Genomic DNA, 17,816 nt, shown 5'->3' with positions numbered 1-17,816 from the left:
AAATATAATTTTTAGATGTTTTATACTGTTACTTGTTTGTTATTTAATATCAATACCTTTTCTAAAACTTCTTTATGATTATTCAAAAGCTCTAAATAATCATCATAGGCTATTTTCAACCCGACCAAATCATCTTCTAAAACAGAAAAATAATCATCTCCTGAAACATGAATTCCCCCACCTATCAAATCACCATGACCAAATTTTATAGCCTCTCCTTTTGAATTTAATAAGCTCAGTCTTCCTTTAAATAAGAGAATTATATCACTAACACTATATTTACCCTTTAAGTCTAATGAAGCTCCTTCAGGATAATACACCTCTTTACACACCTCCAAAACTTCATTTAAAACATTTGTACTCAAAGAAGAAAACAACTCAACCTTTTTGAGAAATCTTGCTTTACCAAATCTCAATTTGAAAATATCATTGATATTGTGGTTATCAATCTCAGGAATAAGCTTAGTTATATACTTTCGTGAATTTTCAGGAATCCTTTTACTTAAGACTTCAAAATCATATGGTGAATGTGCATAAATCACCCATGCAGCTGTTTCACACAACAAAGGGTCCGGATTAAATAATTGCGCAACAAGGTCATCTGAAATAACATGATCATCATCAAGAAATGCCATATTAAATAACGCGCATGCCTTAGTCCATCTGCTTATTTGATTGTAGTCCCTGTTAATAATGTTTTTACAGAGATCCGCATCGGTAACCTTTTCGAATGGATCGTATATATTAAGTTTAGCTAACTTTTCGTCAAGCGGAATATCATCCAAAACAGGAATTAAATATTCTTTGAGGTCATCATCCAAAAAGACATCTAGTAATTCTATTGCAAATGTTATATTATCAGGATTTTGACTTTCTATATTTTCTTTAACTGTTTCGATTGAAGAAGAATCATAAATCATTGAAAGCAGTGTATATATATGATCAAACGTCCTATTGTTTTCCTCTTTTAAAGCATCATGAAGTTGGTTATCAATATCAATTTGTATTGACTTAATGGCAAGATCGTTCCATAATATATTAACCAAATCACCCTTTATAATATCTTTTATACGAGATGCTCTTTCTTTATTGATGATTATCCCTACTTTGGAAAGATTATCTAAAACTTCTTGTTGAATTTGCTTATCAGGATAATCCATTTTATTCCAAAGAACTTCTTTAGCTTTTTCTGACCCAATCCTTCCATAAGTCTTCAAAACTCTTCGCATAGTTTGCAATGATTGTCCAGACTTATAAAAAACGGATTCAAGTCTATTGATAACAGGGTCACCAATTATGGCCAAGGACTTTTGAGCTAAAGACCCGAATGTATTTGATTGAATCAATTCTAATAATACAGGCCAAAACTCCTGTCTTTTAATATTTCCAGCAGCAATAATTGCAGATTTCCTAACCTGATTATTTGGATCTCTCAACAGTAGATGTAGAAGATCATCATTTTTTGAGGATTCTTCATTAACAAGATAATGGGCAACAAACTCTCTTTCATAATTATTAGAGGATCTAGCCATTTGATCCAATAATTTCCCATCATCCATTATTCCTTTAAAATGAAAAATCATTGACCTGGCATTTTCGGCCATTACCTTAACCTGTCCATGTTCAGAATTTTCAATTAGGTCATTCAAGTATGGTAAAGAAGACAGTGGTTTTACTTCAGTAATAACTTTCAGGATGTACATGATTACATCCACATTTTCATTTTTTAATAGATAATATAATAGATCATAATACTGGGCCGGCTCAACTTTCTTTACCAAATCAAGATTTAAGGTAACAGTATTTAGGTCAGACTTTAATAAGCTGAGTACAACTTCTTTACTCAATACAGCTGATTTAACAGGTAAATCTTCTTCAATGACTTGCCTTGACTGTTTTAATGCAGATAATTTTTTATGAAGAACATCTGTGTAGGATTTATGTAGAGCATTAACCACAAAAACCATTACTATTACTACAAAAACCAGTGACATTAAAAAGAATGCCTGATCAAGATTTATAAAAGACAGTAATAGCATCAGCCCTCCTGCTAATAGTGTTGCAACCTGACCTATTACACCTTCAATTTTAGTTTGAATATCAAATCTGATATTATCTTCTAAGGGCAAAAAATATAATTTAAAGGCAGGATTTTCCATTGCATCTCTTAGGGAGGTTGTAAAGACATAGGCTCCTACAATTACTATGAAATATGCTGCAAAGCCAGCAGATTCAATAATAGAAAAACCAAAAGCAGTAGCGATAAATATTGCGACTAAACTTAAAATACCTAGAATTACAGGCATAACCAATACTGCTACTTTCACTCCATAATCGGCAATAATCTTATCATTAACGAAAGTTTGAATCATGAAGCTCAGTATCATTATTGTACCATTAGCGATACCAATAAATGCAAACAGACTTTGTTCATCATTGATATATCTTTCTTCCAGAACATTAGAGTAAATAAATTCAATGAACTTAAGAGCGATCATTGATACTATCAGAAATGCTGAAAGCAATACAATATATTTTCGCTTAAATAAATTTTTGAATTTGAGACTTCTCTTCTCCTCTTTCGTTTTGATTTTAGTAAAATCAATATCGTATTTACTAACTATGATCAGTAGGAAGGATAATGAAATGATTAAACAACCATTGGTTAGAACTAAAATATCAGAGGCTCCAACAAATTTATTAATAAAGGGAAGTGCGAAAAAAGTTAATATTGATGCACTTAATTGACCGCTATCAATCCCACCAATTATCCTTTTTGATTGCCTTAGATTAAACAATCTTAAAAATACACCCCAAAAACCTAAAATGATTAATGCATTAATGGGACCATACAATATATATAAGGTATATATTAACCAATCTAGGGATCCAAAATACCAGAATAAAACCCTGATACCTAATACCATCAGGATTACTAATATGATGTTACCTATTACCAGTCTTGAATAATGGATATTGTGTTGGAGTTTTGAATAAACCCAAGTAACGACAACTCCCAATAAACCGGTAAGAACAAATGCCGTATCCAGTTTATCAGCGCCAATTCTATTGATAAATAAAGTCTGGGCTGTAACAGTATATCCAGCAAGGAATATCCCCATGAAAAACCCCTTTGCCAACAGCAACAATACTTTCTCCTTCTCTTCAGGACGGGCACCAATCAGACCAATGAGCTTGTTTATCATTGAATTACATTAAAAAAAATATCAAAAAATCAATGACCAATATAAAAAAAATGAAAGCAATTCAATAAAAAACTATAAAAAAAAGAGGAACATTCATTACATGTCCCTCTTATGCTTTAAAATTCAATATCTTATTTGATAGAATCAGCCTCAGTTGACTCTTCTTTTGCAGGTGCAGACTTCTCTGCATCGTAAGCTGCGTTAAGTCCATCAACAATATCACTAGTAACATCCATTCTTTCATCTGCATACCAAATGCTTTCAGATGGAGAAAACTTAAATATCATGTGATAACCTTTTTCTTTACTGTAATCAGAAATAAAGGTATTTATTTTTTCAAAAACTTCAGTTGTCTTTTCAGCCTCAGTCATTCTTAAAGTTTGAGCAAAATTTTCTCTCTGCATCATTAAATTTTGCTGCTTTCTTTGAAGATTTTCCTCAATATTCCTTGCTTGTCCTAAAGTCAGGTTTTGAGCTGTTTTTTGAAAGTCTTCGATTTCTTTTTGTAACCCTTGAGCTCGGCTTTCTAATTGTTTTTCAAGACGTGTTCTTTCAGATTCAAGATCTTTAAGTACATCTTGATAAAAAGCATAATTTTTAGTCAGGCTATCAGAATTAACATAACCTACTTTTAGATCTGATGCGATTACATCTGAAGCAGTTGATTCACCAGTCGCCTCTCCTGTGGTTTCTGAAGTTCCTTGCTGGTTACACGAAACAAAAATCAGCACTGCAAAAGCTAAAAAAGAACTTATCTTAAAAATGTTTTTCATAAAATCTCCACTTTTCATGTTTTATATCGCCTGCAAAGATATAAATACATTTGATTTGAGGAAATTCTATTCAATTTCTTTTTCTTTAAAATAATAATTTATTTCATCTTTCTCGGTGCCTGAGTGATTGCAAGTGTAATTAGGAGAATCAACAACTCCGGTTGGTTTTTCTTTTTCAATATTAGCTTCATCAGTAATATTCGGTATACCAAATAACGGCTGGTCCTTATAAATATATGCTCCTATCAATCCCGAAAATGCACCTGCTAAATGAGACTCAAATGAAATAAACGGATCACCAGGTAATATTCCCGGGAAGGTAGTTCCATATAATAGAAAGACGGCAGATGAAATAATTAGTGATCTGTATTCACGTCGAAACAACCCACTAAAAAATAAAAAGAAAACTAACCCATAAACGATTCCGGAAGAACCAATGTGATAGGCTTCCCTGGCAAATAACCAAACCAAAAATCCACTTAAAACATAAACAACTATAAAAACATGGATGGCAACTTTCCGATAGAAAAAAAAGGTACCGGTAATTAACACTAATAACGGGAGGCTATTACTTATTAAGTGATCAAAGTTCCCATGTACCAAAGGACCAGTGAATATCCCAAGCATTCCTTTACCATTTCCCGGAAAAACTCCAAGAAAACCTAAGCTAATATTCATTGATAGTTCAAGTGCTTTAACCCCCCATAAGAGAGTAACAAAAAGTACGGCATAAATCGCACTTAAACGCAAAGCCACTTGATCTTTCATAATTATAAAAACTATGTAGAAAAGAGGATTGTTACACTATTCGTTAGAAAAATATTTCCTGGGCCAACCTATAAGTATTAGCGTGAGCTTCAATTATGAACCTTATTTCTTCCGAATACCCACCTCCCATACTAACCATAACCGGTATATTATTATTTTTGCAGATTTCAAACACCAGACGGTCTCTATCTTTACATCCTGAAATAGACATACCTAATCTACCTAATTTATCTGTCTTCAATACATCTACACCACTTTGAAAAAAAATAAATTCTGGATTTAATCTATCTACCAATGACTTTAAGTTGGCGTCTAATAAAGCTAAATACTCTTTATCTCCAGTTCCGTCTTCAAGTTCTATGTCTAGATCAGATTTTTCCTTATGCAGTGGGTAATTATTTTTTCCATGCATTGAAAATGTAAAAACTTCTTTTGAACTGGTAAATATTTCAGCAGTTCCGTTCCCCTGATGGACATCCAAATCAACAATTAATATACTTTTAAATCCAAAATATTCCACCAAATATTGGGCTGACACAGCTATGTCATTAAGTAAACAAAATCCTTCCCCCTTATTCGAAAAAGCATGGTGAGTACCTCCTGCAATATTCATTGCACAGCCAAACTTTAATGCAAACAAAGTAGCATCGACAGATCCCCTGATTATTTGCTTTTCTCTATGGATTAAACTTTCAGATAATGGAAACCCTGTCCTCCGTTCTTCAGACCTTGATAAAGTAAGTTGATTTAGCTTGTTTATATACTCCTGAGAATGAACCAAAGAAAATAATTCATCATCTAACGGTAATTCGGGAGTGAATAAATTTTCATTATTTAAAGTCCCCTCATACAATAATTGTTGAGGAAGTAAAATATATTTCTCCATTGGAAACCTATGTCCTTCCGGTAATGGATGACAATAAGATTCTGCCCAGGCAACTTTTAACATATTCGGATAACCACAAAAACTTTAAAAATGTTCCGAATTCTAACCATCGAGCTCAAATGAGTACAAGCTATCATCTAAACTAAGATTATCATTATTAAAGTTATTAATAAAATTCATAATCTCAGTTTCAGTAACTTCAGGCATATTCAAACCAGCTTCAACCATCAATACGCCATCTTCATTTTCTTCAAACACATGTTCACTAACCTGAATTTCTCCGTCTTCCTCAATTTGATCCATAACTTCTGTTAGAAACATCTCAATTTCCTCAGTCTTTTGTTCAGGAAGCTCCTTTCCTTTCTGTAATTTTTCGTATTCAGGATAACGTTTTAAGGTTTCATCTTCCGCTTTAGCAAAAACTTCAGACTGATAATACATTTCTAGCGTGTATAACACAGCATTGACTAATTCCTCTTCACCATTTTTTTCAGTAATGAAAAAGAAATTTACAAAATCAGGAGAATTCTCTTCTTCATCATTAATGAGATAGGCTTTTTTCTCACTTTTAATTTTTTCTATTAAATCTTTCATATTAATCTTTATCAAACGACTCAAAAATACTTACCATTATCGAAACTACAATAGAATAAAGCAATGCTGTCCAAAACCCACTTACTGAAAAGCCACTTACCAAATAATCTGCAAGTAAAATTATTAAGGCATTAATTACCAGTAAAAATAACCCTAGTGTTACAATGGTAATTGGAATAGTTAATATTACCAATAATGGCTTAATAGTAACATTTAAAACAGTTAAAACTAAAGCTAGAATTAGGGCTACAGAGAAGCTTTCTGTGTGAACTCCAGGAATTATATATGCTCCCGCAAATACAGCCAGCGCTGTAATAATTATTTTGAAGATGAATTTCATATATTTTCAGACGGTTTTGTATTAATTATCAATATAATCAAATTCCATAACGTTCATGCAAAATATTGACATGATGTTGAGCATGACCTGCTAAAATATATGGCAGAGCACTGGTTTTAATCTCTAATTCATTAGCCTTACCAATAAAATTCAAACTCTCTTCATTAATTGATTTTAGTAAATTTAAATTTGCTCCACGCTCGAAATACCACCAATCCGCTAATTCCTCAGGTTTCATTCTATTTGATACTGATTCGGATACATATTGATCTTCATTAAAACCAGGAATAGAATTAACATCTCTCCTTGAAAAGGCTAAAAACCTGTATCCCATAACTTTTTCAACTTCAACAATATGCCCAAACACCTCCGCTATTGTCCATTTACCAATATCATAGCGGTAATTAAGCTTTGATTTGGAAGTATTTGCCATAAATGTCTTAATTTCGACCCACTGTTTTTCAAGAAATTGGGTCACATCATCAGGGACAGATTCAATATATGATTGATAAAACTCCGGATACTCATCCTTAGTGGGTTTCTGAATATTCATTTTTCAATATTAAATAGGTTTTGAATAAAATTAAAATATGAGGAAAGATACTAAAGATGCATTTTTAAAATCAATTTATAATGATTTTCATCATTTACAGGATCCTGAAAATAATTTAAGGTTCCCCTCATATGATTTTGTCAAATCTAAAATCCTCAATTTAGACGAAAACCTGTTTTCCATAGAAAAACTAGGCCGTTCTGTAGAGAAAAGAGAAATATATGGTGTGAAATTTGGTAACGGACCAATAAAAATAATGGCTTGGACCCAAATGCATGGTGATGAACCAACTGCAACAAGAGCTGTAATCGATTTCTTCTATTTTATTCAGAATAACCGAAATAAATATAAAGAGGTAATCGACTTTATTGAAAGCACTTGTAGCCTTTTAATAATTCCAATGGTAAACCCTGATGGTGCAGCGCATCATACCAGAGAAAATGCCTGGGATATTGACCTAAACAGAGATGCATTAAGATTAACAGCTCCAGAATCTCAAATTCTCAAAAAGGTATTTGACAATTTCCAACCGAAATACTCATTAAACATGCACAACCAAAGTAAGTACTACGGTTGTGAGGACACTCTTAAACATGTCGAATTATCATTTTTAGCAACTGCTCCTGATAAAAACAGAACACTAACTCTTAGTAGAAAACGAGCTATTTCATTAATCAACATGATTATAAATGAAATAAACTCTCTTGAAAATAATGAAATTCCAATTGGAAAGTATGACGATAAATTTGAGCCTAGAGCATTTGGTGACAATTTCCAAGCAAAAGATTCGGGATTGGTACTTATTGAATCAGGATTTGTTCCGGGCGATGAAAATGAAGAGAAACTTCGAAAATTAAATTTTCTATCGCTATTAATTTCATGCTTATTCACAAACGAAATCTCATATTCGGAAGAAGATTTACTAAACTATAATAAGTTATCATCAATATCTGAATTCTATTTCGATCTTATCATTAGGAAAGCAACACTTAATATCGGTAATGATAACTTCATTGCTGATATCGGAATTAAAAGAGAAATGGTTTGGCAAGGAAACAGTAAATATTACTATTTCGGTTTTATTTCAGAGCTAGGTGATTTAAGTACGTCGAAAGGATTTGTAGAAATTGATGCTACAGACTGTATAATCAAACCAGTAAATACTTATGGAAAATCAATTTCCGATATTGAAGATGTACAGAAACTTAATTTCAAAGACCTCCATAAAAAAGGCATTGGAAACATAAAGCTGGAAACCCTTTCCCTCAACAGAGAGTCTACTTCACTTCCTGTTAACATTCTTCCGCTATATGATGACTGGAGTCCTGAGAAATTAAGCCCTGCCACGTTCTTAATTCAAAAAATAGATACTGACGAGACTAAATATATAGTCGTTAATGGTGTAAGCTTCCCGGTTACTCTTTAAACCAGGAAGCATACATTGGATAATTGTTTGCGGTTCGCTCAATTAATTCCTTCATATTATCTCCTCCATCTTTTACCTTCTTAGCAGGGACTCCAGCATATATGGTCCCTTTTTCAACTATGGTTCCAGCCAATACTACTGCACCTGCGGCCACAACAGCGCCCTCTTCTACTCTAACACCATCCATTACAATTGCACCCATTCCAATCAGAACGTTGTCTTCAATATGACATCCATGTACTATAGCTCCATGACCTATTGAAACATTGTCTCCAATTACAACATCATACTTTTTATATGTACAATGAATTACTGCCTGATCCTGAATATTTACTTTATTGCCAATCCGGATTGAGTTTACATCGCCCCTTACTACCGCATTAAACCAGACAGTACATTGATCACCCATTTCAACATCTCCTATTACATATGAATTAGGAGCAAACCAACACTGCTGTCCTACTTGTGGTTGAATGTTTTGAATTGATAAAAAATTTCCCATTTATTTGAAATTTGTTTAAACAAAAGTATAACTTTGTCGTTAAACCAATAAAATTAATTAAAGCACATTTGTTATGAAAATTTTGAAAGGTATTGCTTTTGCTTCAATTACAGCATTAATGCTTTCTGCTTGCGGAGGAAACTCAAATTCAGGAGATGCTGTAGTAGGTGAAGAACAAGAAGCTGCTGAAGCTGGTGTTTCATCAGTAAGATTCGCTGCAAACGACGAAAGTAAGGTTACATGGATCGGAAGTAAACCAACTGGAAAACACAATGGTATGATTCCGGTAACTGAAGGAGAATTATTTATTGAAAATGGAACAATTACTAGTGGTTCATTCACTATGAACATCAAAGGTTTGGAAGTATTAGATCTTGAAAATGATCCAAACAAAGAAGATGACATGAATGACAAACTAACTGGACACTTAATGTCTGAAGATTTTTTTGCTGCAGATTCATTCCCAACTGCATCATTTGAAATTACTGAAGTTAAAGCTTTTGATGCTGAAACAATGAAAGTTGAAGGAAAAGAGCAGTTTGAAACTGAATTCAAACCAGCTAATGCTGAAGAGTTCATGATTGAAAATCCTACTCACTGGGTAAGTGGTAACCTTACAATGAGAGGAACAACTAAAAATATTGCTTTCCCTGCTTCTGTTTCAGTAGAAGGAGATAAAGTAACTGCCGAAGCTAAATTTAACATCGACAGAACTGACTGGGGATTAATGTATGGTGACGAAGCTAGCGTTGCTGATAAAGCTAAAGATAAATTCATCTACAACACTGTAAATGTAGGTATCAATCTTGTAGCTACTCAAGCAGGAGATGTTGCTGCAGCTCAGTAATTAATCAATAAAGATTTAAATCAAAGGGTAGTCAATAGGCTACCCTTTTCTTTTTGCTGACATTTTGTCATAAATTATAAATTCAATTTTGTAGTTTTGCATATTGATTTTTGGATAACAGCTTTAAAAATATGAGTAAGCAAGAGTTGATCAGTGATATTGATTTTATAACTGAAGAACAGCAGCAGTCGGAAGAAGCTTGCGGCGTAAAGGTTAGTGAAGAAGAGAATACAGGCAATAACAGAAAAGTTTATATTGAAAGTTATGGCTGTCAAATGAATTTCAGTGATAGTGAGATTGTTTCTTCTATCATGAAAAAGGAAGGGTTTGATACTACCTCCGACTTTTCTAAAGCCGATGTAGTCTTTTTAAATACTTGTTCAATCAGGGAAAAGGCTGAACAAACCGTTAGAAACAGACTTGCTCAATTCAATAAAGTCAAAGAAGAACGTCCGGACATGATGATCGGAGTTTTGGGCTGTATGGCTGAGCGATTAAAAGACAAGCTTCTTGAAGAAGAGAAGATCGTTGATATGGTTGTTGGACCTGATGCTTACAGAGACTTACCGACGCTTATAAAGCAGGTTGACGAGGGCAATAAAGCTGTTAATGTTTTCCTTTCTAAAGAAGAAACTTATGCCGATATCAGCCCTGTCAGATTAGATAGCAATGGTGTATCTGCATTTATAAGTATAATGCGAGGGTGCGACAATATGTGTTCGTTTTGTGTTGTCCCTTTTACTCGTGGAAGAGAACGAAGCAGAGATCCACAGTCAATTGTAGCTGAAGCCAAAGAATTATTCGATAAGGGATATAGAGAAGTAACCTTACTTGGGCAGAATGTAGATTCTTATAAATGGTCGCCAATAGAAAACAATAAAGGTCGACTTGAAAGAAAAGAAAAGAAGGAAGAGGAAGTTTCAATTGTGAATTTTGCTAACCTGATCGAGATGGTGGCAAATATTGACCCTGATTTAAGAGTGAGATTTAGTACTTCCCACCCTAAAGACATTACAGATGAAGTTCTCGAAACAATTAAAAAATACGAGAATATTTGTAATTATATTCACCTTCCTGCACAATCCGGAAACAGCAGAGTTCTTAAATTGATGAACAGAACTTATGACCGTAACTGGTATATAAACAGAGTAGATGCTATCAGAAGAATAATTGGTGAAGATTGTGGTATTTCATCGGATATGATTGCTGGATTCTGTACAGAAACTGAAGAAGAACACCAGGAAACATTGACATTAATGGATTATGTCAAGTATGATTTCTCGTACATGTTCTTTTACAGCGAAAGACCAGGAACACTTGCTGCTAAAAAATACGAAGATGACATCCCTTTGAAGACAAAGAAAAAACGTCTTCAGGAAATAATAGATAAACAAAGAGAACATTCACTCGAACGTAATAAAATGGCCATCGGAAAAGTTCACAAAGTACTTATCGAAGGGACATCAAAAAGAAGTGAAGAACAACTTCAGGGAAGAAATTCTGAAAATAAAGTTATTATTTTCCCTAGGGGAGATTACAAGAAAGGACAATACGTTAATGTGTTAGTTAATGACTGTACTCCTGCAACACTTTTTGGAGAAGTTGTTGAATAAAGCAAAATAAAATGCACCAATCTGAAATACAAAGTGTCAAACAGAGGTATGGTATCATTGGAAATAGTCCTGAGCTAAATCATGCTATACAAAGGGCTATTCAAGTGGCACCAACTGATATGACCGTGCTTATAACAGGAGAAAGTGGTAGTGGTAAAGAATCTTTTTCAAAGATCATTCACTCACTTAGCCACAGAAAGCACGGACAATTTATCGCTATCAACTGTGGGGCAATACCCGAGGGCACCATTGATTCAGAATTATTTGGACACGAAAAAGGATCTTTCACAGGAGCAACCGATAGTAGAAAAGGGTATTTTGAGGTCACAACAGGTGGAACTATTTTTCTTGATGAAATAGGAGAAATGCCTTTACCAACCCAGTCAAGACTTCTCAGGGTACTTGAAAATGGAGAATTCATTCGTGTAGGATCTTCAAAAGTTCAAACCACCGATGTTAGGGTTGTAGCTGCCACAAATGTAAATTTGATGGAAGCTGTTGAAAAAGGTGAATTTAGAGAAGATCTATATTACAGATTAAATACCTTACCTATATATGTTCCTGCTTTAAGAGATCGAGGAGATGATGTTCTTTTACTATTCAGGAAATTTGCTTCAGATTTCTCCGAGGCATATAGAGTGAAACCAATTGAACTTGATCCCGGAGCTCAGGAACTGATCAAGAAATATCGTTTTCCTGGAAATATCCGAGAATTAAAAAACCTGGTCGAACAGATATCTCTTTTAGAAGAAAATAGAATAATCTCTTCTGAAATATTGGCAACATATTTGCCGGATAGCACCAGAAACGTCCCAGCGATATTCAGAAATGAAAATTCTCAAGGGCTCAATGAAAGAGATTTACTATACAAAGTGCTTTTCGATATGCGAAAAGACATGACTGAACTTAAAAAACTGGTAGTCTCTTTATTAGATGATCAACAAGATGGCGCCAAGATATTACAGGAAAATCAAGAATTGTTTGAAGATGTAAAATTCAGGTCGACAATTCCCGGGTTTAAGGAAAATTCTGAACCCCCTAAGCCTGCTTTAACCGAAAAAGAATCACCATATATTATACACAACAATGATAATATCAGTGATACAGAATTGGAAGAAGATGATAACGTAGAATATTACGAAGACATATATCACGAGACCGAAGAGGAAGAAGAGAATCTTTCTTTAGAAAATAAAGAAAAAGAACTGATCATCAAGGCTTTGAGAAAAAATAACAATAAAAGAAAATACGCTGCCAGAGATCTTGGAATCTCAGAAAGGACACTTTATAGAAAAATCAAACAATATGAAATTGAAGCATAGCAAATATTTGTTTTTGATTTTATTTTTTATCCTAAACTCATGTTCGGTTAATTATTCATTTACAGGCATTAGTATTGGGCCAGAGGTAAAGACAATATCAATAAGTACATTTTTTAATGATACCGGTCAGGGACCTCCAACAATTGCTCAACAGTTCACAGAACAATTAAAAGAATATTTCCAGAGGAACACTAATCTTTCAATTGTAGATTACGGAGGTGATTTACAGCTTGAAGGCTCAATAACAGGATATAGAGCATCATTAAGAGGTGTGAGTGCAGGTACCGGGAATAACAATGTTGATCAGGCTGCACAAGAAAGATTGACTATTACAGTGACGGCAACATTCATAAATACATATGATGAGACCCAGAATTTTAATAACCGCTCATTTAGCTTTTATGAAGACTATGATCCGAATACTGCGCCACTGAATTCCAACGAACAACAGTATGTTGATAACATTACAGAACAGATAATATTGGATATTTTTAATGCTTCTGTTGCTAATTGGTGATTTTTTTTATTTTTTTAAGCTAAGACTTAAAATTTCATGGTTTCAAAACAAGATTTATTTAATTATTTTAACAATCCTGAGAATGTTTCTTCAGAGCAATTAACTGAAATTCAGGAACTATCTGATTCGTATCCATACTATCAGGCATTGCATATGTTAATAGCTAAGGTGAAGCAACATCAAGAAGCAGATGATGCTCAGGACTATCTTCATAAGGCCGCTATTTACACTAATGATCGGGATGTCTTGAAACAATATATGGAAAGCTCATCTAATATTGAAGAGACAGAGGAAGTTGAAAATAATAATGAATTTTCAGATTCAGATGAGGATTCTATAGAAGAAGCTCAAATTGTTGTAGAAAACAATGTTGAAGAGGAAACAACTAATATTGTTGAAACTTCAGATGAAGAAGAAGAAACCGAATCAACGACAGACGAAACTTATGAAGTTGAAAATAATGATTTAGAAGAAGAAGAAGAATCGGAAGAAAGTTCAACTACAGATGAAGAATCTGATGATGAAAGCAGTTGGACATCAGGTTATTCATACTCTACTACCTCTGAAGAAGAAGAGAATGAGAATGATGAACAGATATCCGAATCTAATCATATAGTTGAAGAGCCTGAGAAAGAGGAAGAAGAACCAGAAAACGACATCTATAGCGAACTAATGGCTAATTTGGCATCACTTAAAGAAACCATGGGAGAAAGTGATACCAAAGAAACTAAAGCTGATGATGACACCGAAGAGGTAGAAAAAAAAAAACTAACGACTTCTGAAGCTGATATTCAAAAGGATGATTCAGATACAGAAATAGAAAAAACTGAATCTGAAGAAAAGCAAAAAGGATCGATTTTAGAAAGCCTGAAAAAAAAGGCCGAAGCAAGTCCTTCATCACAAAATAAAGGCAAAAAAGATCGTCAGAAAGACATTATTGATTCATTTATTAGTAACAGTCCTAGCCTTGACAGGTTTAAAACAGATGAGCCTGATGATGTTAAAGATGAAAATGTAAAAGATTTATCAAAAGAAAGTACTTCTATAAATGAGAATCTAGTTTCAGAAACACTTGCAAACATTTATGCGAAGCAAGGAAAAACTCAGAAGGCAATCGAAATTTATAAAAAATTAATTTGGAAATATCCGCAAAAAAAGGCTTACTTTGCAAGTCAAATTAGTAAGCTGGAAAACTAAAAAACATGTATATTTTAATTCTTTCTTTAATTATTATCGCTGCCGTATTATTGGTGTTGGTTGTATTGGCTCAGAATTCAAAAGGCGGCGGCTTGTCATCAACTTTTGGACAAGCAAATCAAATGATGGGTGTTAAAAAAACCACTGACCTACTTGAGAAAACAACTTGGGTATTATTGGTTTTTATCGTAGCCATGGCTCTAGTTAGTGCAAACTTTATTGAAAAAGGTGAAAGCACTGTGAAAAGTACTAACGTTGAAGCAGCTCAAGATCAAGCAGCTCCTTCTGCAGCTCCTCAAAGCAATGAAATAATCGTTCCTGGAGATTCAGCAGAATAATTTTAAAATATTAATTAAAAAGCCCTGGCTAAAAATAGTCAGGGCTTTTTTTATGATGCATGCGAAATATAACTCAGGAAGTTCATTTTAATAACCGGCATTAGAGTTTCGTCATATGGCAGCATTTTTTTAGAATGAATATAAAACACAGCCGGATTAGGCAAATCCTTATGTTGCCTTGATAATTTCAATTTATAATTTTCAATCGTCTCCCCTATCCCTAATCTTAAATCAGAAAGAAACGTTACATTTAAACCTCTATAGTTATCATCAGGCCGTTCAAAAATCCCCGTTTTATATCTAAAAACTTTAAATGAACCCTCTATTACTTGAATTATCAAAAACCCTTCATCCTTATAGAGAGGTAAAATTCCAATTGGCTCCATTTTAATTGAATCCTGTACTGACAAATATATTTCTCTTCCTCTTTCAAGCCATATTTTCATTTGTGGAATAGAAAAATGTATTAACTCTTCAATGGCATTAATCAAATCATCATCTTCAAGCAATTGCTTATAAACCAATTTGAGTTTAATAAAATCTTCCTTAGAAATCTCCTTTGGAAATGAATCCTTCAATAGATCTTTATTTTCCTTTAATTGATATAGGTTCTTGTAATGAAAAATTAAATCAGAAAAAGCAGGGTATAATTTATACTCATCAAACGACCGCTCAATTCGTTGAAGATATGCTAAAAGAGTATACTTCTTAAACTCAAAATCGATCGGACTTTCAGTTATCCAATTAGGGTTTAAAGTTCTCATAACATTAAAAATTTAAATAGTACATATAACCTGATACTGACAATTTTTCACTAACTCGCCCTGTCTATATGTCACTTTTGTCATTATCTATAATTTAAATCTGACATAAATCGTGCTAAAAAGTGAAAAAATGACTGATCTAATCTAAAAAATCAAATTGGCACATATTGTGTATAATCGACCTTGTAAAATTTAGCAATAACAACGCTTAAAATCAACAAACATATGTCACAACTTAACATTAAGCCTTTGGCAGACAGAGTTCTGGTAGAACCTGCTGCAGCGGAAGAAAAAACAGCATCTGGTATTATCATTCCTGACACTGCAAAGGAAAAGCCACAACGAGGTACAATTGTAGCTGTAGGTAATGGTAAAAAAGATGAGCCTATGACTGTCAAAGTAGGTGATACAGTATTATACGGAAAATATGCCGGTACTGAAATCTCTGTTGATGGAGGTGACTATCTGATCATGAGAGAATCAGATATTTTTGCAATTCTTTAATTTAAAGGTTTAAAAAAAATATTAAAAAGATATGGCTAAGGAAATATTATTTAACACTGCTGCTAGAGAAAAACTTAAAAAGGGTGTTGACACTCTTGCTGACGCAGTAAAAGTTACATTAGGTCCAAAAGGTAGAAATGTAATCCTTGACAAAAAATTTGGAGCTCCTACTATCACTAAAGATGGTGTTTCTGTTGCAAGGGAAATAGAAGTTAAAGACCCTGTAGAAAACATGGGAGCTCAGCTTGTAAAAGAAGTAGCATCAAAAACTGCTGATGATGCAGGTGATGGTACAACAACAGCTACAGTTCTTGCTCAGGCAATCTTTAATGCTGGTATCAAAAACGTAGCAGCAGGTGCAAACCCAATGGATCTTAAAAGAGGTATTGATAAAGCAGTAGCAAAAGTTGTTGCTGAGCTTAAAAATATCTCAAAAAACATTAATGACTCAAACGAAATTGCTCAGGTAGGTACTATTTCTGCTAACAACGATTCAGAAATCGGTAAAATGATTGCTGATGCGATGGATAAAGTTGGTAAAGATGGTGTTATCACAGTTGAAGAAGCTAAAGGAACTGAAACTGAAGTTAAAACTGTTGAAGGTATGCAGTTTGACAGAGGTTACTTGTCTCCTTACTTCGTGACTAACACTGAAAAAATGGAAGCTGAGCTAGAGAGTCCATATATCCTTATCTATGACAAGAAAATTTCTTCAATGAAGGATTTACTTCCTGTTTTAGAGCAGGTAGCTCAGACTGGCAAGCCTTTATTGATCATTTCTGAAGATGTAGAAGGAGAAGCTCTTGCAACTCTTGTAGTTAACAAGATCAGAGGATCGCTTAAAATTGCTGCTGTTAAAGCTCCTGGTTTCGGTGATAGAAGAAAAGCAATGCTTGAGGATATCGCAGTATTAACAGGTGGTACAGTTATCTCTGAAGAAAGAGGATACAAGCTTGACGCAGCAACAATTGATATGCTTGGTCATGCAGAGAAGGTAAACATCGACAAAGACAATACTACTATTGTTAACGGCGCTGGTGATAAAGAGCAAATCGATGCAAGAGTAAATCAAATCAAAGCTCAGATGGAGAATACAACATCTGACTATGATAAAGAAAAACTTCAAGAAAGACTTGCTAAGCTTTCTGGTGGTGTTGCAATCCTTTATATTGGTGCAGCTACTGAAGTTGAAATGAAGGAGAAAAAAGACCGTGTAGATGATGCTCTTCATGCAACAAGAGCTGCTGTTCAGGAAGGTATTGTTCCTGGTGGTGGTATTGCACTAATCAGAGCTGTTGAGACTATTAAGGACTTAACTGGAGATAACGAAGACGAAACTACTGGTGTTAACATTGTACTTTCTGCACTTGAAGCACCTTTAAGAACTATAGTATTTAATGCTGGTGGTGAAGGATCTGTGATCGTACAGAAAGTTAAAGAAGGTAAAGGTGACTTCGGTTATAATGCAAGAGAAGATAAATTCGAAAACTTATTTGCAGCCGGAATTATTGACCCTACTAAAGTAACCAGATTAGCACTTGAAAATGCTGCTTCTATTGCTTCACTTCTATTAACTACTGAATGTGTAGTTGCTGATGATCCGGAAGATGAAAAAGGTGGTGGAATGCCAGCAGGAATGGGTGGTGGAATGCCAGGAATGATGTAA

18 protein-coding genes are annotated in these 17,816 nt (G+C 33.9%); 9 read left to right on the top strand and 9 right to left on the bottom strand.

All coding sequences use genetic code 11. From position 1 onward, the window contains the following. Window positions 1-20: 20 nt before the first annotated feature. The 7 genes from HH304_RS13020 to HH304_RS12990 form a co-directional block, all read right to left on the bottom strand. Window positions 21-3,206 carry a hypothetical protein gene (locus tag HH304_RS13020; protein WP_169682330.1) on the bottom strand — a complete coding sequence of 1,062 codons (3,186 nt, stop codon included), beginning with the start codon at window positions 3,204-3,206 and terminating at the stop codon, window positions 21-23. A gap of 131 nt (window positions 3,207-3,337) precedes the next feature. After that, a complete protein-coding gene (locus tag HH304_RS13015) occupies window positions 3,338-3,997 on the bottom strand; it encodes an OmpH family outer membrane protein (RefSeq protein ID WP_169682328.1) in 660 nt (219 codons plus the stop codon). A gap of 48 nt (window positions 3,998-4,045) precedes the next feature. Beyond that, entirely contained in the window at window positions 4,046-4,747 is a 702-nt protein-coding gene (locus HH304_RS13010) for a rhomboid family intramembrane serine protease (protein ID WP_169682326.1), read from the bottom strand. Window positions 4,748-4,790: 43 nt separating this feature from the next. Beyond that, window positions 4,791-5,696, bottom strand: coding sequence for a histone deacetylase family protein (locus tag HH304_RS13005; RefSeq protein WP_169682324.1), 906 nt, complete (start codon window positions 5,694-5,696; stop codon window positions 4,791-4,793). 39 nt (window positions 5,697-5,735) lie between these two features. Then, entirely contained in the window at window positions 5,736-6,227 is a 492-nt protein-coding gene (locus tag HH304_RS13000; RefSeq protein ID WP_169682322.1) for a hypothetical protein, read from the bottom strand. A 1-nt stretch (window position 6,228) separates the two neighbouring features. Beyond that, window positions 6,229-6,567, bottom strand: coding sequence for a phage holin family protein (locus tag HH304_RS12995; protein ID WP_169682320.1), 339 nt, complete (start codon window positions 6,565-6,567; stop codon window positions 6,229-6,231). A gap of 37 nt (window positions 6,568-6,604) precedes the next feature. Further along, window positions 6,605-7,120, bottom strand: coding sequence for a DinB family protein (locus HH304_RS12990; RefSeq protein ID WP_169682319.1), 516 nt, complete (start codon window positions 7,118-7,120; stop codon window positions 6,605-6,607). A gap of 37 nt (window positions 7,121-7,157) precedes the next feature. On the opposite strand from HH304_RS12990, the gene HH304_RS12985 reads away from it, so the two are divergent. Further along, the gene (locus tag HH304_RS12985; protein WP_169682317.1) at window positions 7,158-8,546 is read left to right on the top strand and encodes a M14 family zinc carboxypeptidase; all 1,389 of its coding nucleotides are present in this window, start codon (window positions 7,158-7,160) and stop codon (window positions 8,544-8,546) included. Here the strand turns inward: HH304_RS12985 and HH304_RS12980 are convergent. Then, complete coding sequence (locus HH304_RS12980) at window positions 8,536-9,048, bottom strand: gamma carbonic anhydrase family protein (RefSeq protein WP_169682315.1); 513 nt, start codon at window positions 9,046-9,048, stop codon at window positions 8,536-8,538. The two genes, HH304_RS12985 and HH304_RS12980, sit on opposite strands and share 11 nt — an antisense overlap. 73 nt (window positions 9,049-9,121) lie before the next feature. Here HH304_RS12980 and HH304_RS12975 point away from each other — a divergent pair, with 73 nt between their 5' ends. The 6 genes from HH304_RS12975 to secG all read left to right on the top strand — a co-directional run bounded on the left by HH304_RS12975 (window position 9,122) and on the right by secG (window position 14,882). Further along, on the top strand, window positions 9,122-9,895 hold the full coding sequence (locus HH304_RS12975; RefSeq protein ID WP_169682313.1) for a YceI family protein: 774 nt from the start codon (window positions 9,122-9,124) through the stop codon (window positions 9,893-9,895). A 131-nt stretch (window positions 9,896-10,026) separates the two neighbouring features. Continuing rightward, a complete protein-coding gene (miaB, locus tag HH304_RS12970; protein WP_169682312.1) occupies window positions 10,027-11,508 on the top strand; it encodes a tRNA (N6-isopentenyl adenosine(37)-C2)-methylthiotransferase MiaB in 1,482 nt (493 codons plus the stop codon). Window positions 11,509-11,519: 11 nt separating this feature from the next. After that, a complete protein-coding gene (locus tag HH304_RS12965) occupies window positions 11,520-12,830 on the top strand; it encodes a sigma-54 interaction domain-containing protein (RefSeq protein WP_169682310.1) in 1,311 nt (436 codons plus the stop codon). Then, window positions 12,814-13,347, top strand: coding sequence for an LptE family protein (locus HH304_RS12960; protein ID WP_169682308.1), 534 nt, complete (start codon window positions 12,814-12,816; stop codon window positions 13,345-13,347). The genes HH304_RS12965 and HH304_RS12960 overlap by 17 nt, the downstream gene beginning before the upstream one ends. Before the next feature lie 36 nt (window positions 13,348-13,383). Further along, window positions 13,384-14,544 (top strand): tetratricopeptide repeat protein, encoded by a 1,161-nt coding sequence (locus HH304_RS12955; RefSeq protein WP_169682306.1) that lies wholly within the window; start codon window positions 13,384-13,386, stop codon window positions 14,542-14,544. A 5-nt stretch (window positions 14,545-14,549) separates the two neighbouring features. After that, window positions 14,550-14,882 (top strand): preprotein translocase subunit SecG, encoded by a 333-nt coding sequence (gene secG / locus HH304_RS12950; protein ID WP_169682304.1) that lies wholly within the window; start codon window positions 14,550-14,552, stop codon window positions 14,880-14,882. Between the two features lie 50 nt (window positions 14,883-14,932). Here secG and HH304_RS12945 read toward each other — a convergent pair whose 3' ends face one another. Continuing rightward, complete coding sequence (locus HH304_RS12945; protein ID WP_169682302.1) at window positions 14,933-15,646, bottom strand: hypothetical protein; 714 nt, start codon at window positions 15,644-15,646, stop codon at window positions 14,933-14,935. Between the two features lie 225 nt (window positions 15,647-15,871). Here HH304_RS12945 and HH304_RS12940 point away from each other — a divergent pair, with 225 nt between their 5' ends. Both HH304_RS12940 and groL read left to right on the top strand, forming a co-directional pair. Continuing rightward, window positions 15,872-16,150 (top strand): co-chaperone GroES, encoded by a 279-nt coding sequence (locus tag HH304_RS12940; RefSeq protein WP_169682300.1) that lies wholly within the window; start codon window positions 15,872-15,874, stop codon window positions 16,148-16,150. 31 nt (window positions 16,151-16,181) lie between these two features. After that, on the top strand, window positions 16,182-17,816 hold the full coding sequence (gene groL, locus HH304_RS12935; RefSeq protein WP_169682298.1) for a chaperonin GroEL: 1,635 nt from the start codon (window positions 16,182-16,184) through the stop codon (window positions 17,814-17,816).

This window comes from Marinigracilibium pacificum (assembly GCF_012926615.1).
GTDB lineage: Bacteria > Bacteroidota > Bacteroidia > Cytophagales > Cyclobacteriaceae > Mangrovivirga > Mangrovivirga pacifica.
The sequence above is the reverse complement of the archived record's forward strand: the minus strand, read 5'-3'. Positions and strand labels throughout refer to the sequence as shown.